Origin of the sequence: Gilliamella sp. A7 (genome assembly GCF_002142015.1) — a bacterium.
GTDB lineage: Bacteria > Pseudomonadota > Gammaproteobacteria > Enterobacterales > Orbaceae > Gilliamella > Gilliamella apis_A.
On the sequence record NZ_NASN01000021.1, the window covers coordinates 15,400 to 37,016 of the forward strand.

The 21,617-nt window shown below is 34.0% G+C and carries 20 protein-coding genes; 12 read left to right on the plus strand and 8 right to left on the minus strand.

Going from position 1 to position 21,617, the window contains the following annotated elements; genetic code table 11:
- Positions 1 to 47: 47 nt before the first annotated feature.
- Positions 48 to 782, plus strand: coding sequence for an AraC family transcriptional regulator (locus B6D18_RS06965; RefSeq protein WP_086363786.1), 735 nt, complete (start codon positions 48 to 50; stop codon positions 780 to 782).
- A gap of 101 nt (positions 783 to 883) precedes the next feature.
- On the opposite strand, the gene B6D18_RS06970 is transcribed toward B6D18_RS06965, so the two are convergent.
- Positions 884 to 1,399 (minus strand): single-stranded DNA-binding protein, encoded by a 516-nt coding sequence (locus B6D18_RS06970; RefSeq protein WP_086363787.1) that lies wholly within the window; start codon positions 1,397 to 1,399, stop codon positions 884 to 886.
- 216 nt (positions 1,400 to 1,615) lie between these two features.
- On the opposite strand from B6D18_RS06970, the gene corA reads away from it, so the two are divergent.
- From corA to B6D18_RS06990, 4 genes are all read left to right on the plus strand, one after another.
- The gene (gene corA / locus B6D18_RS06975; protein WP_086363788.1) at positions 1,616 to 2,557 is read left to right on the plus strand and encodes a magnesium/cobalt transporter CorA; all 942 of its coding nucleotides are present in this window, start codon (positions 1,616 to 1,618) and stop codon (positions 2,555 to 2,557) included.
- Positions 2,558 to 2,755: 198 nt separating this feature from the next.
- Positions 2,756 to 3,715 carry a glucokinase gene (locus B6D18_RS06980; RefSeq protein WP_086363789.1) on the plus strand — a complete coding sequence of 320 codons (960 nt, stop codon included), beginning with the start codon at positions 2,756 to 2,758 and terminating at the stop codon, positions 3,713 to 3,715.
- Between the two features lie 22 nt (positions 3,716 to 3,737).
- Positions 3,738 to 3,986: a YcgL domain-containing protein gene (locus B6D18_RS06985; protein ID WP_086363790.1), complete on the plus strand. Its 249-nt coding sequence runs from the start codon at positions 3,738 to 3,740 to the stop codon at positions 3,984 to 3,986.
- Positions 3,983 to 4,405 carry a YcgN family cysteine cluster protein gene (locus tag B6D18_RS06990; RefSeq protein ID WP_086363791.1) on the plus strand — a complete coding sequence of 141 codons (423 nt, stop codon included), beginning with the start codon at positions 3,983 to 3,985 and terminating at the stop codon, positions 4,403 to 4,405. Before B6D18_RS06985 ends, B6D18_RS06990 begins: the two co-directional genes overlap by 4 nt.
- A gap of 27 nt (positions 4,406 to 4,432) precedes the next feature.
- Here the strand turns inward: B6D18_RS06990 and B6D18_RS06995 are convergent, their stop codons facing one another.
- Together B6D18_RS06995 and B6D18_RS07000 are read right to left on the minus strand one after the other, a co-directional pair.
- On the minus strand, positions 4,433 to 4,990 hold the full coding sequence (locus B6D18_RS06995) for a YggT family protein (protein ID WP_086363792.1): 558 nt from the start codon (positions 4,988 to 4,990) through the stop codon (positions 4,433 to 4,435).
- Between the two features lie 36 nt (positions 4,991 to 5,026).
- Positions 5,027 to 5,728: a YggS family pyridoxal phosphate-dependent enzyme gene (locus B6D18_RS07000; protein ID WP_086363793.1), complete on the minus strand. Its 702-nt coding sequence runs from the start codon at positions 5,726 to 5,728 to the stop codon at positions 5,027 to 5,029.
- A gap of 36 nt (positions 5,729 to 5,764) precedes the next feature.
- Here B6D18_RS07000 and B6D18_RS07005 point away from each other — a divergent pair, with 36 nt between their 5' ends.
- The 3 genes from B6D18_RS07005 to B6D18_RS07015 all read left to right on the plus strand — a co-directional run bounded on the left by B6D18_RS07005 (position 5,765) and on the right by B6D18_RS07015 (position 8,131).
- Positions 5,765 to 6,712 carry a type IV pilus twitching motility protein PilT gene (locus B6D18_RS07005; protein ID WP_086363794.1) on the plus strand — a complete coding sequence of 316 codons (948 nt, stop codon included), beginning with the start codon at positions 5,765 to 5,767 and terminating at the stop codon, positions 6,710 to 6,712.
- Between the two features lie 108 nt (positions 6,713 to 6,820).
- Positions 6,821 to 7,630, plus strand: a complete 810-nt coding sequence (gene proC, locus B6D18_RS07010; RefSeq protein WP_086363795.1) for a pyrroline-5-carboxylate reductase — start codon at positions 6,821 to 6,823, stop codon at positions 7,628 to 7,630.
- A 291-nt stretch (positions 7,631 to 7,921) separates the two neighbouring features.
- Positions 7,922 to 8,131, plus strand: a complete 210-nt coding sequence (locus B6D18_RS07015) for a cold shock domain-containing protein (protein WP_065579252.1) — start codon at positions 7,922 to 7,924, stop codon at positions 8,129 to 8,131.
- Positions 8,132 to 8,551: 420 nt separating this feature from the next.
- On the opposite strand, the gene B6D18_RS07020 is transcribed toward B6D18_RS07015, so the two are convergent.
- The 3 genes from B6D18_RS07020 to B6D18_RS07030 form a co-directional block, all read right to left on the minus strand.
- A complete protein-coding gene (locus B6D18_RS07020) occupies positions 8,552 to 9,034 on the minus strand; it encodes a thermonuclease family protein (protein WP_086363796.1) in 483 nt (160 codons plus the stop codon).
- 93 nt (positions 9,035 to 9,127) lie between these two features.
- Positions 9,128 to 9,649, minus strand: coding sequence for a bifunctional 3-hydroxydecanoyl-ACP dehydratase/trans-2-decenoyl-ACP isomerase (fabA, locus tag B6D18_RS07025; protein ID WP_065579250.1), 522 nt, complete (start codon positions 9,647 to 9,649; stop codon positions 9,128 to 9,130).
- Positions 9,650 to 9,787: 138 nt separating this feature from the next.
- Positions 9,788 to 11,563, minus strand: coding sequence for a Lon protease family protein (locus B6D18_RS07030; protein WP_086363797.1), 1,776 nt, complete (start codon positions 11,561 to 11,563; stop codon positions 9,788 to 9,790).
- A gap of 189 nt (positions 11,564 to 11,752) precedes the next feature.
- On the opposite strand from B6D18_RS07030, the gene B6D18_RS07035 reads away from it, so the two are divergent.
- The gene (locus tag B6D18_RS07035; RefSeq protein WP_086363798.1) at positions 11,753 to 13,525 is read left to right on the plus strand and encodes a DUF3413 domain-containing protein; all 1,773 of its coding nucleotides are present in this window, start codon (positions 11,753 to 11,755) and stop codon (positions 13,523 to 13,525) included.
- A gap of 24 nt (positions 13,526 to 13,549) precedes the next feature.
- Here the strand turns inward: B6D18_RS07035 and lipA are convergent, their stop codons facing one another.
- Positions 13,550 to 14,509 (minus strand): lipoyl synthase, encoded by a 960-nt coding sequence (gene lipA / locus B6D18_RS07040; protein WP_086363799.1) that lies wholly within the window; start codon positions 14,507 to 14,509, stop codon positions 13,550 to 13,552.
- A gap of 10 nt (positions 14,510 to 14,519) precedes the next feature.
- On the minus strand, positions 14,520 to 15,140 hold the full coding sequence (gene lipB / locus B6D18_RS07045) for a lipoyl(octanoyl) transferase LipB (protein ID WP_086363800.1): 621 nt from the start codon (positions 15,138 to 15,140) through the stop codon (positions 14,520 to 14,522).
- Positions 15,141 to 15,516: 376 nt separating this feature from the next.
- On the opposite strand from lipB, the gene aceE reads away from it, so the two are divergent.
- Genes aceE through lpdA form a run of 3 tightly spaced genes read left to right on the plus strand, consistent with a single transcriptional unit; the run spans position 15,517 to position 21,226 of the window.
- Positions 15,517 to 18,183 (plus strand): pyruvate dehydrogenase (acetyl-transferring), homodimeric type, encoded by a 2,667-nt coding sequence (aceE, locus tag B6D18_RS07050; RefSeq protein WP_086363801.1) that lies wholly within the window; start codon positions 15,517 to 15,519, stop codon positions 18,181 to 18,183.
- 13 nt (positions 18,184 to 18,196) lie between these two features.
- A complete protein-coding gene (aceF, locus tag B6D18_RS07055) occupies positions 18,197 to 19,786 on the plus strand; it encodes a pyruvate dehydrogenase complex dihydrolipoyllysine-residue acetyltransferase (RefSeq protein ID WP_086363802.1) in 1,590 nt (529 codons plus the stop codon).
- A 15-nt stretch (positions 19,787 to 19,801) separates the two neighbouring features.
- The gene (lpdA, locus tag B6D18_RS07060; protein WP_086363803.1) at positions 19,802 to 21,226 is read left to right on the plus strand and encodes a dihydrolipoyl dehydrogenase; all 1,425 of its coding nucleotides are present in this window, start codon (positions 19,802 to 19,804) and stop codon (positions 21,224 to 21,226) included.
- The last annotated feature ends 391 nt before the right edge of the window (positions 21,227 to 21,617 follow it).

Below are 21,617 nucleotides of genomic sequence, written 5' to 3' on the forward strand. Positions count from 1 at the left end.
ATTTAATATCTTAAACTAATTTAAATGATAAGGAATTTAAAAGATTTATGTTTCTTCATGATGAAGCATTTAATGCAGAGACTGAATATTCTTCTCATCAGCATAGTTGGGGGCAAATTATATGTGTTAAGTCAGGTATTTTTGTCTTAAAAGTTCAAGGACAAAGATATTTGGCTCCTTCAGGATTTGCATTATGGATTCCGCCATATACTGAACACGCATGTTACAATAAAGAATTAACATGGTTTCGTACAATTAATATAACTAATTACCAAGTTATGCCTAATTACACTTGTTTGTTTGGTTTAAATAAAATCAGCCATGCTATTATTGATTCATTCTTTGAGCGAAATATTCTGGAGCCAGAAAGTGAACAGGATCTTCGTTTAGGACAAGTATTAATCGATCAGCTCTTAATAGAATCTAACCTCCCCTTCTATTTGCCAAGTTCTAACGATAAATATTTAGCCCCTATTTTAAAAGAGTTAGAATTAAACCCAGCTAACAATAAGACTCTAGAACAGTGGGCTCAAACAGTATTTACAACCGAACGAACCCTTGCACGACGTTGTCAACAAAAACTAGGGATGTCATTTAGTCTGTGGCGTCAACGGTTACGATTTTTACATAGTATCTCGCTTTTAGAACAAGATAAATCGATTCAAGACATCGCGTTTTCTGTTGGTTATAGTTCAGTATCCGCTTTTATTGCTATGTTTAAAAATATCGCAGGAGTTACACCTGATCTTTACCGTTCTAACACAGGATTTAAGAAAAGTTAAACACTATAAGTTGTCATTATTTGAGAAAAGCATGTATGAATATGCATTGAACAAAGGCGTAATTTATACGCCTAGGTAATAAAGAATTGAATAAATAACCATTAAAATGGAATATCGTCATCAAAGTCCATTGGTGGTTCAGGCATAGTTGGTTGACTAGCTGCTGGTTCATTTGCTGTTGAAGGACGTGGTGTACTAGGAGCAGACGAAGTATTATTAGCACTTTGTCCCCAACTTTGTGAGCCATCATTAAAACTATCACCTGAACGAGAGCCTAAAATCTGTAATGTTCCACCTACAGCATTAATTACTACTTCAGTAGTATAACGATCATTACCAGATTGGTCTTGCCATTTACGTGTTTGTAATTGTCCTTCTAAGTAAACTTGAGTACCTTTTTTGACATATTCGCCAGCAATTTCAGCTAATTTACCAAATACAACAACGCGATGCCATTCAGTACGATCTCGGTTTTCACCAGTTTGTTTATCTTTCCAAGATTCTGATGTGGCAACACTAAAATTTGCGACAGCGTTACCGTTTGGCATGTAACGAACTTCTGGATCTTGACCTAAATTACCTACTAAAATGACTTTATTAATACCTCGGTTTGCCATTATATACTCCTAACAATTACATAAATATTTGATATGTATTATTGTATCATGAGACTTAATTAACATCACCGAATTTAATTTAAAATTGGAACTAAGTATCCAAAATTTTAAAATACAGAAAGATTCGCTTTATCATAGGAATTTTTTACTATAACGAGTATAATGCCTGCCATTTGTAGATGTTATATCTTAAATATTTTTTCTCTTGGAGGCCTTATGATTAATGCGTTTGGATTAAAAAACAAACAGTTAGTAAAAATTAATGAAGGCGATATTGAAAATGCGATCTGGATTGACTTAATTGAACCAGAAGAAGCCGACCGTGAAGTGATTTTGACCAACTTAGGCCAAAATCTAGCGACAAGTATTGAACTTGATGATATTGAGGCATCAGCCCGTTTTTTCGAAGATAATGAAGGACTACATGTTCACTCATTCTTCTTTTATGAGGATGCGGAAGACCGAGCCGGTAACTCAACAGTAGCATTTACGGTACACAATGGTCGCTTATTTACACTGCGTGAACGTGATTTACCTGCCTTCCGTCTATACCGAATGCGTTCACGTTATCAAGGCATGAATGATGGTAATCCTTATGAAGTTTTATTGGATTTATTTGAAGTTAAAGTTGAGCAATTAGCCGATCAGATCGAAAATATTTATAGCGAGCTTGAAGAGTTAAGCTTAATTATTATGGATCGCTCAGCTCAAGAACATTATGATGAGGCTATTACATCTTTAGCTGAACTAGAAGATACTGCGTGGAAAGTACGGCTTTGTTTGATGGATAGTCAACGTGCGGTTAACTATTTAGTGCGCCGAGCAAAGATGCCTACAGATCAGTTAGAGCAAGCACGAGAAGTAATACGAGATATTGAATCATTGGTACCTCATAATGAATCTTTGTTCCAAAAAGTAAACTTTTTGATGCAAGCGGCTACCAGTTTTATTAATATTGAGCAAAGCCGAATAATTAAAATTTTCTCAGTTGTTTCGGTAGTATTCTTACCACCAACAGTGGTTGCATCAGCTTATGGAATGAACTTTGAAAACATGCCTGAATTGAAGTGGGAGTATGGCTATCCTTTATCCTTATTATTGATGTTGCTAGCAGGTGTTGCTCCTTACATTTACTTTAAAGTTAAAAAGTGGTTATAGTTGGTTATTTCCTCCAAATTTCAAATATTAGCCGCTAATATTTTATTAGCGGCAATAATTCCATTAGTGAATTCAGTTAAAGCAATCTAGTTAAATCAATCTAAATAGTCCATAATATTACTCATTATGTTATAGCATTAATTGAATTGATTAAATTAATGGTTATCTAGAAAGATTTTATTTTTAAAAGGGAATCACATGAGTAAATATGCACTAGTTACTGATATTGGTGGAACCAATGCCCGATTTGCACTTTATAATTTAGATAGTAATGAATTATCAGCGATAACTAAAATCCTCATTTCAAAAGATGATGTATTGCTCAATCTTATTAAGACTTATTTAGCATCACAATCTGTAACTATTGAGATGGCTTGTATTGCTATAGCATGTCCAATTAACGAAGGTGATTTAATTGAAATGACGAATAATAATTTGTCATTTTCTCGCTCTGAACTGATTAGAGAATTGAGTTTAACTAAGCTTGAAGTTATCAATGATTTTACTGCAGTGTCGTATTCCATCCCTCGATTATCATCAAATGATGTAGTAAAAGTTGGTGGTGGTGAAGCTAATCTTAATTATCCAATAGCAATCTATGGTGCAGGAACGGGCTTAGGCGTTTCACATTTAATCAAATTAAACGAACATTGGCTTAGTTTATCCGGTGAAGGTGGGCACACTGAATTACCAATGATTAATGAAGAAGAAGATCGAATTTTACAACAGTTACGTAACAAATTTGGTCGGGTGTCTTCAGAAAGATTTCTATCTGGTAATGGTATTGTTAATATTTATCAAGCATTGTTACAAATCAATAATCAACCGATTGAAAATATCACGCCAGATATAATCGTTAATAAAGCATTGTCTAATAGTTGTCCGCTCTGCTTAGCAACTTTAAATTATTTCTGTACTTTTATGGGACGATTTGGTGGCAATTTGGCTTTAACTCTTAATACTCAAGGCGGTGTGTATATTGCGGGTGGCATTGTTCCCCGATTCATCGAATTTTTTAAATCATCGCCATTTAGAGAAGCATTTGAACACAAAGGTCGTATGTCTTTTTTAGTTAAAAAAATTCCTGTTTATGTCATAACGCATAAAGATCCGGGATTATTTGGCGCTGGTGTTTATTTACAAAATAGCCTGAAATAATTGAGAGGTAAGATGTAATTTTATGATGTGGTGTTATATCTATAGAAGTAGCAAAAAAGAAAACTGTTATTTATATATGGAACGTGAAAATGATTTTTCACATATACCGGAAAAGATAATGTCAATTTTTGGTGCGCCTGTCTTTGTTATGAAAGTATTGCTTGATGGTAAAAGGCGTTTTGTTGTTGGAACAGCAAATGAAATTGAAGAAAAGATCAAAGAGGATGGATTTTTTTTACAAATGTTAAATGAAGATGATTTTAAAGTATGATTGAACCTTTTTGGGAACATAAAACCTTAGATCAGATGAGTGATGATGAATGGGAACAACTTTGTGATGGATGTGGCCAGTGCTGTCTAAATAAATTAATGGACGAAGATACTGACGAAATCCTATATACTAATGTTGCCTGTAATTTGCTTGATTCAAATACTTGTCAATGTAAGCATTATCATACCCGTTTTGATTATGAGCCTGATTGTATAAAATTAACACGGGAAAATTTACTGACTATTGAATGGTTACCAGAAACTTGTACTTACCGTTATTTTTCCGAAACAGGAGTATTACCAGAATGGCATCCGCTGATTGTCGGTAATAAAAAATTAATGCATAAGTTAAAAATATCAGTTAAAAATAGAATTGTTTATGAAAAGGATGTTATTTTTTGGGAAGATCATATTATTTAAAAGAGAGCATAGGCTCTCTTTTATTTTTTAGAATGCTAGCCACAAATTACCGAGAAAATCGATTGCTAATAAATTCAAAAACATCAATATAAACACAACAACCATAAATGAAAGATCAATCATGCCAATTGGTGGAATAATCCGGCGAATTGGCGCAACTAATGGTTCTGTCAATTGAGCAAGTAATTCATCTGCGACTGATTGACCACGACTAACCCAACTTAAGATAGCTCTAAAAAATAATAACCAAAATAATAAATGACCAAAAGCATGCACCATGGCAGCTAAAGCAAATAAAAGATAATAAGGGCTCCAAATCGGTGCATCTATGCCCTCGAAACGATAAATAAACATAACTTTAAGTAATGCAAACAGATAAAAAATGAGCCAAGTTGCTGTATCAATACGTCTGATAGATGGCATTAATCTACGTAATGGACCAATTACCGGTTGGGTAATACGCACAATAAATTGGGTAAATGGGTTATAAAAGTTGACTCTTGCCTGTTGCATCCACAACCGTAGAATAACGACGTATAAGCAAATAGTTAAAACAGCTCTTCCTAAGAAGATTAACGATATCATTGATTACTCCTAAAATATAACTTGCTCAGCAATATATCATACATATTGTCTAGCACCAAAAATTGCGCTGCCAATACGAACCATTGTACTTCCTGCCTCAATAGCCGCTTGCATATCACCAGACATTCCCATGGATAATGTATCTAAAAATGGATAATTAGTTTTTAAAGATTCCAAAAGCTGATTCATCTGTTTAAACACGGCAAATTGTTTCGCAAAATCATTTTCAATTTCAGGGATAGCCATTAAACCACGTAGTCTTAAATTAGGTAATGTAATAATTTGTTTTATCAAATCAGCTACCTCATCTATTGCAACGCCGGATTTGGTCTGTTCATTGCTAATATTTACCTGAATAAGGACATTTAATTTGTCCATATTTGTTGGGCGTTGTGAATCAAGACGTTGGGCAATTTTGAAACGATCAATGGTATGCATCCAATCAAAATTTTCAGCCACTAATTTAGTTTTGTTCGATTGTAATGGGCCGATAAAATGCCAAACAATAGGGAAATCAGGCATACTTTGTTTAAAGTGTGCAATCTTCTCAACACCTTCTTGAACATAATTTTCCCCAAATGATAATTGACCAGCATTTATCGCTTGTGAAATTAATTCTACAGGTTTGGTTTTACTAACTGCAATAAGTTCGATTGACTTGGGATCTCGGCCGCAATCTAAAGCAATTTTGTTAATTTTATTTTTAATTGTAATTAAATTGTCATGTACTGTGTTCATGTGAATTCCCAATAAAAGAATGGTTAGTTAAAAATAATGTTAAATTCAATGTTAGCCTTTAGTGTAACGCAAAAAGCCTCTGATTTGCATCTTTCTAGTGGTGAAGCGCCATGCATTCGCATTAATGGAAAATTAAAATTTATCTCAAGTAATAAATTATCATCAATTAAGCTAAAAACTGAGTTATTAAATCTACTTGATGATGATCAAAAAATAACTTTACAGCAACATCAGCAGATTGATTTTGCTTATTATCTTGAAAATGTGGGAAGATTTAGGGTAAATATTTTCTATCAACAACGGGGAATTTCAGCTGCATTTAGAATTATTAACCAACAAATCCCAACTTTATGTGAAATTGAGGCACCAGAAATATTGAAAAAACTGGTAAAGGTAGAATCAGGAATTATTTTAGTTACTGGTGCAACTGGTAGTGGGAAATCAACAACGTTAGCGGCTTTAATTCAATATATTAATCAGAGTGCAGCTAAACATATTATTACATTAGAAGATCCCATTGAGTTTATTTATCAAAATGAAAATTCTCTAATCCAGCAAAGAGAAATCTCACTTTTTGGTGAAGCAATTGATAGCTTATTAAGACAAGATCCTGATATTATTATGTTAGGTGAATTACGTAATAAAACTACGATTCAAGCCGCATTAACTGCTGCCGAAACTGGGCATTTAGTTTTTGCTACTCTACATACTAATTCAGCAATTCAAACTATTAATCGAATAATTGATGTATTTGAATATGGATCACGTGAATTAATTCGAACACAATTATCTAGTAGTTTACAAGCAATTATCTGTCAAAAACTAATTCCATATAATGATACTCGTAAAGCGATATTCGAAGTACTTATCAATACAACTGCAGTGAGTAATTTAATTAGCGAAGGAAAAATAAAGCAAATATTGTCGTTAATGCAGACTGGACAACAGTATGGTATGCAATTAATGTTTAATGAATCTATATAGTTACAATAACAACGATATACTTGATGCTGTTCTACGTAAATTTTTAAGTTTTATTTAAAAATTTATTTTATAATCATTATAGTTTTTCACTCATAAAGGTAGAAATAAATGGAACAGCGTATAGGTTTTATCGGTATAGGTAATATGGGTAATGCTATTTTACAAGGTATTTTGGTAAGTAATGTTGTACCTGGCACGCAAATTTATGTTTATGATCCTCACCTTGAAAAAGGCCAAGCTTTAAATCAGTCTTATTCAATTAATAATTTGGCTTCAGCAAGGGATGTGGCACGAGAATCGGATATTGTGTTTGTTGCCGTCAAACCAAACATTATTGCTGATGTATTAAGTGATATTCAAAAAGAACTAAAAAAGAATACTATTGTCATCTCAATTGCGGCCGGTGTAACAATTAAAACTATTGCAAAATGTGTTGGTTATGAGCAAAAAATAGTGAGAGTAATGCCAAATACCCCAGCATTAGTCAATGCCGCTATGTGTTCAATAACACCTAATACTGAAGTTACTGATGAAGAATTAGCTGTTGTGCAGAAATTATTAAATTGTATTGGTGAAACAGAAGTCGTACCTGAATATTTAATTGATGCCGTAGTAGGAGCGAGTGGTTCCTCACCTGCTTTTGTGTTTATGTTTATTGAAGCCCTTGCTGATGGGGCGGTTAAAGGTGGTTTATCTAGAAAACAAGCGTATAAATTTGCTGCACAGGCGGTATTGGGTTCGGCTAAATTGCTACTTGAAACCGGTAAGCATCCTGGCGAGTTAAAAGATATGGTTTGTTCACCCGCTGGTACGACAATTGAAGGTGTACAGATGTTAGAGGCAAAAGGATTTAGATCTGCTATAATTGATGCAGTAGATGCTGCGATTAAAAAATCTAAAGAATTAGCCGAAAAATAAAAAAGTTAACATGATTAATAACAATTGGTTACTAATCATGTTAAGAAAATTTACAAATTAAAAAAAACATTGCTTGTATTCATCACCTTTTTATGAGTTAATAGTCATCAGCATATTACATGCAGATTTATTTTGTAACATTTAGATTTATGCAGTTTGTAGTTTACTTCAATCACATTTGTATTAGTTTTCTTCAGTATTGTCTTCTCTTTGTTAATAAGTAGTCTAGGTTTTATGTTTTTAAGTATTGCCTTTTATGGTAGAGATTAATTTATTTATAGGAAGATTATTATGTCTAAAAAAACTGGTCAAGTTAAATGGTTCAATGAAAGTAAAGGTTTTGGTTTTATTTCTCCTTCAGATGGAAGTAAAGATGTGTTTGTTCACTTCTCTGCAATTTCTGGTGATGGTTTTAAAACTCTAGGCGAAGGTCAACAAGTAGAATTTTCTATCCAAGATAGTGCTCGTGGTCCAGCGGCTGCTGATGTTACAATCATCTAACTGATTGTTTAATCTTACCAGTAATTTTTTGCTGGTAAGATACCCATCTATTATAGAACTTTCCTTATTCCATTCTTCATTCTTATATTATCTCGCTAACATAAATAAAATTTTGATTTCATGAAATTAATAATTTAGAAATAGATATGCTAAAAAAAGCAAATTTTATTTTTAATTCTGTTTGGTTTATCTTCGGTCTGTATAGCTGAATTAATTGAAAATTGTAAAACTTATTTTGATAAAGTGGATAGTACCACTAAAGCTATTGCTGATTATGTAGTTAATTAACGGCAAACGGTATTGAACAAGCAAAATTTAATATATTTAGGTGAAGTCAGTTAAAAGCCGAGAAGGTTATTAACAACTAGAAAAAATATTACAACTATTGGCAGTGATGCTACTTAGCAAAAAAATTTAAAATTATTTATTACGATAGCGAAATTCCCATGGCTTTATAGGATGTTTATCTTTCCATAACCCTTTTTTATTTTGTTTGGCTTTTGACTCAAGTTTCAGCATATTGTTATTATTGACGACGCCTTTATAGCGATAAGCCCACGCAAAACCATTTGCTACCATTTTGGCGTTAATATTGATTTGTTCTAGGTATATGGTTCCTAATGTACGTTGATAGATATCTTTATTACTTTCTTGAACAAAAACATTTTTTCCGGCAATTAATGAGGCTAAGTATTTTCTTGAAGCCTTACCATATGCTTGTTGGCTTTCTGGTGCATCAATATCAAGCAAACGAACGCGAATTTTTTGTTTTTTCGGGGTGAGTATATCTACAGTATCACCATCAATAACTTTAATCACTTTACCATTGAAATCAGCGTGAACTTGGCTAATTACAGTTAAGAATAATGCAATTGAGAGTAAACATTTGCGAAGAAAATACATTATAGGCCAGCTTTAGAATAGCAAATAAAAAAATACTCCCTGCTAATATTCAGTCAATCACTGACACTAAACAAGGAGTTCTATTTTCAGAAATTAAAATTCAGAAGTATCTTTGAATAATCCAACTTTAAGATCAGTTGCTTCGTAAATTAATTTACCATCAACATAAACTTCGCCATCACCGATACCCATAATTAATTTACGGTTAATAACGCGTTTAAAATTAATTTTATAAGTAACTTTTTTATTATGAGGTAATATTTGGCCTTTTAATTTTAATTCACCAACACCAAGTGCTCGACCTTTACCTTTACCACCGATCCAGCCTAGATAAAATCCGACTAATTGCCATAATGCATCAAGGCCAAGACAACCAGGCATTACTGGATCATTTTTGAAATGACATTTAAAAAACCATAAATCAGGGTTAATATCTAATTCAGCTTCAACATAGCCTTTACCAAAACTACCACCGTCTTCGTTCATTTCGATGACACGATCCATCATTAGCATTAAATCAGAAGGTAATGGCGGTCCATCATGACCAAATAATTCACTATTGCCTGATTTAATCAAATCTGCTTTATCATACGAAGATTTACGTTCAAATGTCATAAAAAAAACCTTTTATTTTGTTGTCATTACCTGATTGCTTATAAAAGCATATATTTAATATAAAACAAATAACTATTATAAGCTGTAAAGTTTTACATTATTATCTTTTGATTCCATCAATGGAATTTTGGTCTCAGTTTATTGTGTATTGTTACTTTTTGCAATTTTTTTCCAGCGACTAAGCCAACCATCGTGTTTTCTCTCTTGAACTAACATTGATTGCATACGCGCATGAATCAATTTATAAAGACTAATTTTGTTTTCATCTTTAAAAGGAATGCCGGTTAATAAATAGAGTGCATCTGCGACATTTTCGACAGCCCAAATTGAAAATTTATTATTATTAATGGCATCAATAACTTCATCACTTAGACTCAAATGACGTTGATTGCTAGCAGGAATGATTACACCCTGTTGACCAGTTAAACCTTGATGCTGACAAACAGCAAAAAAGCCTTCGATTTTTTCATTTACGCCACCAATTGATTGAACATGACCAAATTGATCAACTGAACCTGTGACAGCTAATTGTTGATCGATAGGTTGATTAGACAGTGCACTAATAAGGGCGCAAAGACCTGCAAGCGAGGCGCTATCGCCATCAATCTCACTATATGATTGTTCAAACACCAAAGATGTAGAAAATGGCAGTTGATGATTAATTGCAAACTCCGACATAACAAATGCTTGCATAATCATCATTCCTTTAGAATGAATATTACCTGCAAGATCGGTTTTACGTTCGATATCAATCAATTCACCGTCACCAAAATGAACTAAACAGCTTAAACGTGTTGGTTCGCCGATGGCTTTAGGATAGCCTGGGTACTCAATCACCGATAAGCCATTAATCTGTCCAACCACTTGCGACCTAGTATCAATCATGATTTGATTGGTAAAGAACTCATCATGAAACCGCTCGGTTAAATAATTTTCTCGCCATGCTTTTTGTTCCAAAGCTTTGCTGACAGCTAATGTATCAATAATTTCATTTTGTACAAAATAAGATGAATTTAGTAATAGTGATTGAATCCACTCAACGCTGAGTGGTAGATAATGTTGATCACCAGTATATCTTGTTGCATGTTTATAAATTTTAGCAAAAGCTGTTTTTTCAATTTTTGGTAATGCTAGTTGGCGACTAATAAATTGTAAATAATTCATCCAATCATTGATTTGCCGAGATTCAGTTATTTTTAGTTCACTTTCAAATTCAGCATAAATAGATGATGAATAAAATTCAGGTTCAAATTCCTGTAATTCTGCTAAAGATAATCTATCACCAACTAAGATGATACGTAGATCTAACGGCATGGCAGGAATCGATAATGGTAATGGGTGCGAATCATCTGCTGAAAACCATTCAAAGGTTTGCGACATAACCATTTGTTTTAATTTAGACCAAACATGTGGTTGAGCAAGCAGGGAACGTAAACCTAAAATTAATATGCCACCATTAGCTTGATGTATTAATCCCGCTTGTAACTTAATCGGACTATTTTCTGGTTGCCTAACACAACCAAAAAGTTTTTCAATATCAACTACTGTAGCCGTTAAACAGTTATCTTGAACAGCAAAATTATCTTGTTTACTTTTCGCTTGCATTAATGTGATTTTATTTTCACTAAAATAATAACTATAACCTAGCGTTGTAGCAGTTAAACTTGGTTTAATGGATTGTTTAAGGAGATCAAAAAAAAGTTCGTTTTCAGAAGCTTTTAGTAACATAAAACGCGAGCGATAACGTGTATTATTATTTTTACATAATAATGACACGGCAGCGGCAACTCGAGGTTGCCATGATAGTAAATTTGTTAATCCATCACTGAATAAATCTGTTTTAATGTCGTTGTTATTTAAAATGTAATTTATATCAGGTTGGACTTCTTGAGAGTTGAGTTGTTTGATTGCCAAAGTATTGTCTTTTCTATTAGCTATGTTATTAAATTAATTATATCAAGTATCGATTATAACGCCAACAAATAACCAATATCTTTGTGCTAACAAATAAAAAAATTACAGAAAGATTTTTAAAAATCAGTTAAACTGTGGGGTAAATTTAGTTTAGTTTTTCTTGATTACTACCACTAACAACAATTAAATATGCTCAAACTCAAAAATAATCATATCAAAGACGATCAAACCTCGCAGATAGTTAGTTGGGGGCATTGGTTTACCCTATTTAATATTTTTGTTGTTATTGCCCTAGGTAGTCAATATTTGTTAATTGCTGACTGGCCACGAACTTTTATGGGTCGTTTTTATGCAATCATTAGTGCTATAGGACATTTTAGTTTTCTCACCTTTATAGTCTATTTGATTTTGCTGTTTCCTTTAAGCTTTTTTATTCACTCTTCACGTTGGCAACGAATCATTGCTACTGTTATTGCCACAATAGGTATTAGTTTACTTCTGATTGATGTTGAAGTGTTTTCTCATTTTAGAATGCACCTTAATCTATCTATATGGCAATTATTTACTTCGGACAAGACATCTTTTTTAAATAGTGCTTTTATTCTTATTCCTTTTATTCTTTTAGTTGAGATATTGTTTGCTATTTGGAGTTGGAAAAAGTTACGTAGCTTAAATAAACGCAAACGTTATGCTAGACCAGTAGTTATTGGCTTTATTCTTTGTTTTGTTTCCTCTCATTTAATTCACATTTGGGCTGATGCTAATTTTTATCGTCCAATTACCATGCAACGTTCGAGTTTACCGCTCTCTTATCCATTAACTGCCCGTCACTTTCTGGAACGTTATGGATTTATTGCTGAAAATGATTACCGAAATAGAACTATTCAAGAAGGTAATCCATTTGCAATTGCTATTGAGTATCCACTAGATCGGATTACATTTAATGAGCAACAAACTAAGCAAAATATTTTAATAATAAATATTGATGGTTGGAATAATCAATTATTGGCGAACAATATGCCTTGGCTTAAGGAGTTTGCTAATCAGAACATTAATTTTACTAATCATTATGCGGCAAGTAGTCAGCCTTATTTAAATAATTTCTCACTATTTTATGGCTTAGATCCTAATTACTATAATAGTATCCTTGCTGGTCATAAGACATCGGTTTTATTCGATACAGTTACTAAACAGCATTATAACCTCGGTTTATTTTCTGTTGACGGTTTTTCTGAACCACTTTACCGCTATGCATTATTATCTAATTTCTCAATACCTGATAGCAAAAAACAAACCAATAAGCTTGCCACTAATTATTGGATGGCATGGCATGACCAACAAAATAAACTTGAGAACCATGCGCCTTTATTTTCGGTTATACAATATTCACTTGTTCCTAAAAACAAGAAAATGGCTATAGTGGAATTAGAATCAGAAGCTAAAAAACTCGATCAATATTTAGAATCTTTAATTGCTTATTTAAAACTATCTAATGCATATGAGAACACGATAATAATTATTACTGGTTCAAATAATTTAAAAATAGATGAAGCTAAAAAATTAGTACAACGTAATACTGAAAATAGCTTTAACCGTGAGAAATTAAAAATGCCATTGATTATTTCATGGCCAGGAAAAGAAATAAAACAAATTAGTACTGTTACCTCACAAACAGATATCTTAAGAACATTAATGCAAGATGCATTTAATGTTACCACCTCAGCTCAGCAGTACAGTCAAGGACGAAATTTATTTAATCAGTCTGCTCGTGAATGGGTTTTAGCCGGTAGTGAAAATCAAATTGCTGCACTTTATGATGATAAAACTGTGGTAGTAGACGCATATGGACGCTCTAAAATTTATGATCTAACCGGTAAACAATTGAAAGATGAAAAAATTAGCTTACCAATTTTCTTACAAATTGTTACTGAAAATCGTCGCTTTATTGTTGTTGATAATTAATTGCTAAATTTGCAAGAGGTGATGTTACTTCACCTCTTTTCCCATTGCTTGCAAATCGGCATGATAAGATGAACGGACAAACGGTCCACAAGCAGCATGGGTGAAACCCATTGCTAAAGCAGTCTGTTTTAATTCTTCAAATTCTTGAGGTGATACATAACGTTCTACTGGTAAATGATATTTACTCGGTTGTAGATACTGACCTAAAGTTAGCATAGTTACGCCATTACTGCGTAAATCTTTTAGTACTTGAATGAGTTCTTCATTTGTTTCACCTAATCCAACCATTAAACCTGATTTAGTCGGAATTTCTGGATGTTTTTCTTTAAAAGAAGCAAGTAATTTTAATGATCCTTCATAATTAGCTCCGGGGCGAATTTTTTTGTATAAGCGAGGAATGTTTTCTAAATTATGGTTAAACACATCTGGTGGATTTTCGCTTAAAACCTCTATCGCTTCATCAATACAACCTCGGAAATCAGGTGTTAATGTTTCAACTTTGATATTCGGACTTAATGCGCGAATTTCTTGAGTACAAGCTGCAAAATGGCTAGCTCCACCATCTTTTAGATCGTCTCGGTCAACAGATGTGATGACTACATAACGTAATTTCATCTCTTGAATAGTCAAGGCTAGTTTACTCGGTTCTTCACGGTCAGGTGGTAATGGACGACCATGTGCAACATCACAGAAAGGACAACGGCGAGTACAAATATCACCTAATATCATAAAAGTTGCTGTACCGTGATTAAAGCATTCAGCCAAATTAGGGCAAGATGCTTCTTCACACACTGAATGTAGTCCATGCTTACGCATAGTATTTTTGATATGGGCAATATTATCGTTATGAGCAGATAATTTAATTCTCATCCAATCAGGTTTTTTTAATGGAGCGATATCCTCAACCGTAATGGTCGGGATGAGACGCGTTTTGTCAGCGTCACGATATTTGGAACTAGGGATTTGATTTTGAGTATTTTGCATATTTAATATCTTAGTTGTTTGGTAACTGATTAATAAAATTATCAGTTAATAACTGGTTAATCTCTTGACGATCAAGTTGTGCAGCATAATGCTTCATGTGGGTCATTTTTAAACCTGCATAGCCACACGGATTAATATAATTAAACGGTGTTAAATCCATATCAATATTAAGTGCTAAACCATGTAATGTACATCCATGCTTAATATGTAATCCTAGTGAGCAGATTTTTTGTTGATTGATATAGACACCTGGTGCATCCGATTTTGAATAAGCGGTAATGTCATAGTGCTGTAAAGTTTGAATAACGCTATTTTCTAAATAACTAACCACATCTCGTATGCCTATTTTACGTCTTCTTAAATCAAACAAAATATACATAATTTGTTGACCAGGGGCATGGTAGGTAATTTGACCGCCACGATCAGTTTGTACTACTGGAATGTCAGTAGTGGTTAGTAAATGTTCAGGTTTACCTACTTTACCTTGAGTAAAAACAGGTAAATGCTCAACAAGCCAAATTTCATCTAAGGTTTGCGCATCACGCTGCTTAGTAAAATCGTGCATAGCTTGATAAGTCTGTAGATAAGGTAACATACCTAATTGTTTAATAACAACGTCTTTATTTGGCATATCTAACACTGGTTAAGTTGTAATTTATCAATAAATTTACATCTATATAGCAGATTTTGCTATAACTTGACAACCATCACTCATTCAATGTATAACTCATAACACAAGATTCTTACTATACCCACAAATTAAATTTGATTTTTATCAAATAATTATCATTTTTATCAAATTAATAATTGAAATAGTTGATTAATTTAATAGGAATTAACATTCTTTTATAACCGTCAGTTTACTTTACTTTTTTTAGGAAGATGGCAGACTTATAGCAATAAAGCATCCGTAATGCAAAGTTGGAGCTTATAGAGTTAGTTATGACGTCTGTTATAGCTAAGGATAGCAAAAACTGCATTTTTTAAAACAAAAAAGAGGTTTTTATATGTCGGACATGCAAGTGAATGATATTGATCCAGTAGAAACGCAAGATTGGCTTAAAAGTTTAGAGTCAATTATTCGTGAAGAAGGCGTAGAACGAGCGCAATATATTATTGAACAAATTGTAAATAAAGCCAGAGATGGTGGAGTTCCTCTACTTTTCGGCTCATCTACTAGTAACTATATTAATACTATCCCTGTTGATGAACAACCAGCCTATCCAGGTGATTGGGAAATTGAAAGACGTATTCGCTCTATTGTTCGCTGGAATGCAATGATGATGGTTCTTCGTGCTTCTAAAAAAGATTTAGAACTGGGTGGTCACATGGCATCATTCCAATCTGCAGCGACATTTTATGAAGTCTGTTTTAACCATTTTTTCCGTGCTCGCAATGAAAAAGACGGTGGTGACTTAATTTATTTCCAAGGCCATATCTCTCCAGGGGTTTATTCTCGCGCATTTATTGAAGGCCGACTAACCGAAGAACAATTAGATAATTTCCGTCAAGAAGTACATGGAAAAGGATTATCATCTTACCCTCATCCAAAATTAATGCCTGAGTTTTGGCAATTCCCAACTGTTTCAATGGGATTAGGTCCAGTTAGCGCTATTTACCAAGCTCGCTTTTTAAAATATCTGAATCATCGTGGATTGAAAGATACTACTGAACAAACTGTTTATGCATTTTTAGGTGATGGCGAGATGGATGAGCCAGAATCAAAAGGTGCAATCACAATTGCTACACGTGAAAAATTGGATAACTTAGTATTTGTAATTAACTGTAATTTACAACGCTTAGATGGCCCAGTTACAGGTAATGGCAAAATTGTTAATGAATTAGAAGGCGTATTTGCTGGAGCTGGCTGGAATGTAATTAAAGTGCTTTGGGGTGATCGCTGGGATAAATTATTACAAAAAGATAAATCAGGAAAATTAATTCGCTTAATGAATGAAACGCTTGATGGGGATTACCAAACCTTTAAATCTAAAGATGGTGCTTATGTTCGTGAGCATTTCTTTGGTAAATATCCTGAAACTGCAGAATTAGTAAAAGATATGTCTGATGAAGAAATTTTCAGACTTAATCGTGGTGGTCAAGATCCTGAAAAAATGTTTGCTGCATTTGCTAGAGCAAAAGAAACCAAAGATCGCCCAACAGTGATTTTAGCACATACTATTAAAGGTTATGGTATGGGTGCAGCAGCAGAAGCTAAGAATATTGCACACCAAGTGAAAAAAATGAATATGGACGGTGTTCGTCATGTTCGTGATTTCTTCAATATCCCAGTTACAGATGATGCACTTGAAAAATTACCTTACATTAAATTTGAAGAACATACTCCTGAATACAAATATATTCATGAACGTCGTCAAGCCTTACATGGTTATGTGCCGTCAAGATTGACTAAATTCTCAGGAACTGTATCAATTCCTTCTTTAACTGAATTCGCACCATTACTTGAAGCTCAATCGAAAGAAATTTCAACCACAATTGCTTTTGTACGTGCACTTAACATTATGTTAAAAGATAAAGAATTAGCGCCTCGTTTAGTGCCGATTCTTGCTGACGAAGCTCGTACCTTTGGTATGGAAGGCTTATTCCGTCAGATAGGGATTTATAATCCACATGGTCAACAATATACTCCGCAAGACAAAGAACAAGTTGCTTACTATCGTGAAGATGAAAAAGGCCAAATCTTGCAAGAAGGTATTAATGAATGTGGTGCAACAGCATCGTGGTTAGCAGCTGCAACTTCTTATAGTACTAATGATTTACCAATGATTCCTTTCTACATTTATTACTCAATGTTTGGTTTCCAACGTATTGGTGATTTAATGTGGGCGGCAGGCGATCAACAAGCTCGCGGCTTTATGATCGGTGGTACTTCTGGTCGTACTACATTAAATGGTGAAGGCTTACAACATCAAGATGGTCATAGTCATATTCAAGCGTTAACTATCCCTAACTGTGTATCTTATGATCCGGCTTATGCATATGAAGTTGCTGTTATTATGCAAGATGGTTTACGTCGCATGTATGGTGAACAAGAAAATGTTTACTATTATATTACTACACTTAATGAAAACTATGCTCAACCTGCAATGCCTGAAGGCGCAGAAGAGGGTATCCGTCGTGGTATTTATAAATTAGATACTGTTGAAGGACAACAAGGTAAACCTACTGTTCAATTATTAGGCTCTGGTTCAATATTACGCCATGTTCGTGAAGCTGCAGATATCCTAGCTAAAAATTACGGTATTAGCTCAGAAGTGTATAGTGTAACTTCGTTCACCGAATTAGCTAGAGATGGTCAAGATTGTGAACGTTACAATATGTTACATCCGAGTGAACCAGAGAAAGTTCCTTATGTTGCTCAAATAATGAATAATAATCCAGCAGTTGTTTCAACTGATTATATGAAAATTTATGCAGAACAAATTCGTGGATTTGTACCGGCAGAAAGCTACAGAGTATTAGGTACTGATGGATTCGGTCGCAGTGACAGTCGAGAAAATTTACGTCATCATTTTGAAGTCGATGCATCTTATGTTGTGATTGCAGCATTGGGAGAACTAGCTAAACGTGGTGATATTCAAACAAGTGTTGTTGAAGACGCGATTAAAAAGTTCGACATCAATGCTGATAAGCTCAATCCACGTAATGCATAAGAGGTAAAAAATAATGACTATTGAAATAAAATTACCCGATATCGGAAGTGATGAAGTTGAAGTAACAGAGATTTTAGTTAAAGTTGGCGACAAAGTTGAAGCTGATCAATCGTTATTAACGGTTGAGGGCGATAAAGCATCAATGGAAATTCCTGCTCCACAAGCAGGAATTGTAAAATCAATCATTGTTAAAATCGGCGATAAAGTTACCACTGGTGTAAGTATTATGGAATTTGATGACAGCGGAACAGAGGCTGCAGCAGATAAACAACAAACGGCCGCACCAGTTGCTGCACCATCAGCCCCAAGTGCAAGCCAAGTGGTTGATGTTAATGTACCTGACATTGGTGGTGATGAAGTTGAGGTCACTGAAATTTTAGTTAAAGTTGGTGATTCAGTTTCCGTTGATGATTCACTTATAACAGTAGAAGGCGATAAAGCCTCAATGGAAGTGCCTGCTACTATTGCTGGTGTTGTGAAAAGCATTTCAGTAAAAATTGGTGATAAAGTTAAAACTGGCTCAAAAATTATGGAATTTGAGACAGTTGCTAGCAGTGCACCAGTAAAAACTGATGTTGCACCTGTGGCAGCAGAAAAACCAGCTATTGCAACTCCAGTTGCGAATACTAACAATAATTCTGCTGTGCCAGCCGCATCAGCAAATACCAATGAATTTGTAGAGAATGATGCTTATGCACATGCAACTCCTTCTGTTCGTCGTTTAGCTCGTGAGTTTGGTGTTAACCTTGCTAAGGTACAACCTACTGGCCCTAAACATCGCATTTTACGTGAAGATATTCAAGCTTACGTAAAAAATGCTGTAAAACAGATAGAAAATGGTGGTACTGGTGGTGCATTACCTGGTTTATTACCGTGGCCTAAAGTTGATTTTAGTAAATTTGGTGAAGTTGAATCATTACCATTAACTAAAATTCAAAAAGTATCTGGTGCAAACTTACATCGTAATTGGGTAATGATTCCACATGTTACTGAGTTTGATGAAACAGATATCACTGAATTAGAAGCTTTCCGTAAACAACAAAATGCCGAAGCTGAAAAGAAAAAACTGGATCTGAAAATTACGCCACTAGTGTTTATTATGAAAGCAGTAGCCAGCGCTTTAACAGCTTATCCTCGTTTTAATAGTTCATTGTCTGAAGATGCACAAACTCTTATCATCAAAAAATACATTAATATCGGTGTAGCCGTTGATACTCCTAATGGTTTAGTTGTGCCGGTATTTAAAGATGTGAATAAAAAAGGCATTATTGAACTTTCTCGTGAACTTGCAGAAATTTCCAAAAAAGCTCGCGATGGCAAACTTACCGGTAGTGATATGCAAGGTGGTTGTTTCACCATTTCTAGTCTAGGTGGTATCGGAACGACTTCATTTACACCAATTGTAAATGCACCTGAAGTAGGTATTTTAGGTGTATCTCGTTCAAGTATGAAACCAGTTTGGAATGGTAAAGAATTTACACCACGCCTAATGTTACCTTTATCATTATCATTCGATCACCGAGTAATTGATGGGGCTGATGGTGCACGCTTCTTAAGCCATATTGTTAATGTTTTATCCGACTTACGTCGATTAGTGATGTAGTGGGGGAAATTAATTATGAGTCAAGAAGTTAAAACACAAGTTGTTGTCTTAGGAGCGGGGCCAGCGGGTTATTCCGCTGCCTTCCGAGCTGCCGATCTTGGATTAGATGTTACCTTAGTAGAACGTTATTCAACTTTAGGTGGTGTTTGTTTAAATGTTGGTTGTATACCATCTAAAGCATTACTCCATGTTGCCAAAGTAATGGATGAAGCAAAATCATTGACTGAACATGGTATTCATTTTGGTACGCCTAAACTTGAATTAGATAAAGTTCGTGGTTGGAAAGAAAAAGTTATAAACCAACTAACTAATGGGCTTGCTGGTATGGCTAAAATGCGTAAAGTCAATGTTATTCAAGGTGAAGCACAATTCACTGGCAGTCATACTATGGATGTTACTTCATCCAAAGGTATAACTAAAATTACTTTTGATAATGCCATCATTGCCGCGGGTTCAAGACCAATAACTTTACCATTTATTCCACATGAAGATCCTCGTATTTGGGATTCGACAGATGCATTAGCATTAACTACTATTCCTAAAAAACTACTTTTAATGGGTGGTGGTATTATCGGTTTAGAAATGGGGACGGTTTATCATGCATTAGGCTCAGAAGTAGATGTGGTTGAAATGCTTGATCAGGTTATTCCAGCTGCTGATAAAGATGTGGTAAAAATCTTTACTAAACAAATTCAAAAGAAATTTACTTTGAGATTAGAAACTAAAGTAAGTACTGTTGAAGCTAAACATGATGCAATTTATGTCACCATGGAGAAAAAAGATGGAACCATTGAAACTCATACTTATGATGCGGTATTAGTTGCAATAGGCCGTACTCCAAATGGTAAACTAATCAACGCTGAAAAAGCAGGTGTAAATGTGACTGATCGTGGCTTTATCGAAGTAGATAAACAGATGAGAACGAATGTGCCTCATATTTATGCTATTGGCGATATTGTTGGACAACCGATGCTTGCGCATAAAGGTGTTCATGAAGGTCATGTTGCAGCAGAAGTTATTGCTGGTAAAAAACATTATTTTGATCCAAAAACTATACCATCAATTGCTTATACTGAACCTGAAGTTGCTTGGGTTGGCTTAACTGAAAAAGAAGCTAAAGCAAAAGGTTTAGATTATGAGGTTGCTATATTCCCATGGGCGGCATCAGGTCGTGCGATTGCTTCTGATTGTTCAGAAGGGATGACTAAATTAATCTTTAATAAAGCTGACAATCGTATTCTTGGTGGTGCTGTAGTTGGAGCAAATGGTGGTGAATTACTTGGGGAAATTACATTGGCAGTTGAAATGGGTTGCGATGCTGAAGATATTGCATTAACTATTCATGCTCACCCAACGTTACATGAATCAATAGGTTTAGCGTCTGAGATTTATGAAGGATCGGTAACTGATTTGCCGAATGCGAAAGCAGTTAAAAAATAGAGACTATTTATTTTATTGTTATCATTGAAATAATGCCGTTAGTTTGCTAACGGCATTTTATTTTTCTAATTGAAATGTTCAAAAATTGAAAATATTTATTAAAATTAATCTATTGGTTTATAGATTAAATAAGTTTCTTAATCGATAACATAATCAATTATGATATGTTCATCATAGGGATAAATAGTCAAGCCAAATTGAATAAAAAAGAAGTCTAAAATTATCTGTACCAAAATCATTAATAATCTTCATTATGCGATTTTTTAATTGGCTAATAATTTTAGCTTTACCCGAAATTAGTGTATTACCGTAATAACTTTCAATTTCAATAATCATCTTGCTAAAGCACTAACATAATCTTTTAATTATTCATAAAATTATTGTTTATGAT

Excerpts from the sequence above, each read along its gene's own strand:
- proC (WP_086363795.1), top strand. The coding sequence starts at position 6,821 with ATGGAACAGCGTATAGGTTTTATCGGTATAGGTAATATGGGTAATGCT.
- B6D18_RS07005 (WP_086363794.1), top strand. The coding sequence starts at position 5,765 with ATGTTAAATTCAATGTTAGCCTTTAGTGTAACGCAAAAAGCCTCTGAT.
- B6D18_RS07035 (WP_086363798.1), top strand. The coding sequence starts at position 11,753 with ATGCTCAAACTCAAAAATAATCATATCAAAGACGATCAAACCTCGCAG.
- B6D18_RS07000 (WP_086363793.1), bottom strand. The coding sequence starts at position 5,728 with ATGAACACAGTACATGACAATTTAATTACAATTAAAAATAAAATTAAC.
- aceF (WP_086363802.1), top strand. The coding sequence starts at position 18,197 with ATGACTATTGAAATAAAATTACCCGATATCGGAAGTGATGAAGTTGAA.
- lipA (WP_086363799.1), bottom strand. The coding sequence starts at position 14,509 with ATGCAAAATACTCAAAATCAAATCCCTAGTTCCAAATATCGTGACGCT.
- lipB (WP_086363800.1), bottom strand. The coding sequence starts at position 15,140 with ATGCCAAATAAAGACGTTGTTATTAAACAATTAGGTATGTTACCTTAT.
- corA (WP_086363788.1), top strand. The coding sequence starts at position 1,616 with ATGATTAATGCGTTTGGATTAAAAAACAAACAGTTAGTAAAAATTAAT.
- B6D18_RS06985 (WP_086363790.1), top strand. The coding sequence starts at position 3,738 with ATGATGTGGTGTTATATCTATAGAAGTAGCAAAAAAGAAAACTGTTAT.
- B6D18_RS06965 (WP_086363786.1), top strand. The coding sequence starts at position 48 with ATGTTTCTTCATGATGAAGCATTTAATGCAGAGACTGAATATTCTTCT.
- aceE (WP_086363801.1), top strand. The coding sequence starts at position 15,517 with ATGTCGGACATGCAAGTGAATGATATTGATCCAGTAGAAACGCAAGAT.
- fabA (WP_065579250.1), bottom strand. The coding sequence starts at position 9,649 with ATGACATTTGAACGTAAATCTTCGTATGATAAAGCAGATTTGATTAAA.
- B6D18_RS07020 (WP_086363796.1), bottom strand. The coding sequence starts at position 9,034 with ATGTATTTTCTTCGCAAATGTTTACTCTCAATTGCATTATTCTTAACT.
- B6D18_RS07015 (WP_065579252.1), top strand. The coding sequence starts at position 7,922 with ATGTCTAAAAAAACTGGTCAAGTTAAATGGTTCAATGAAAGTAAAGGT.
- B6D18_RS06990 (WP_086363791.1), top strand. The coding sequence starts at position 3,983 with ATGATTGAACCTTTTTGGGAACATAAAACCTTAGATCAGATGAGTGAT.
- B6D18_RS06995 (WP_086363792.1), bottom strand. The coding sequence starts at position 4,990 with ATGATATCGTTAATCTTCTTAGGAAGAGCTGTTTTAACTATTTGCTTA.
- lpdA (WP_086363803.1), top strand. The coding sequence starts at position 19,802 with ATGAGTCAAGAAGTTAAAACACAAGTTGTTGTCTTAGGAGCGGGGCCA.
- B6D18_RS06980 (WP_086363789.1), top strand. The coding sequence starts at position 2,756 with ATGAGTAAATATGCACTAGTTACTGATATTGGTGGAACCAATGCCCGA.
- B6D18_RS06970 (WP_086363787.1), bottom strand. The coding sequence starts at position 1,399 with ATGGCAAACCGAGGTATTAATAAAGTCATTTTAGTAGGTAATTTAGGT.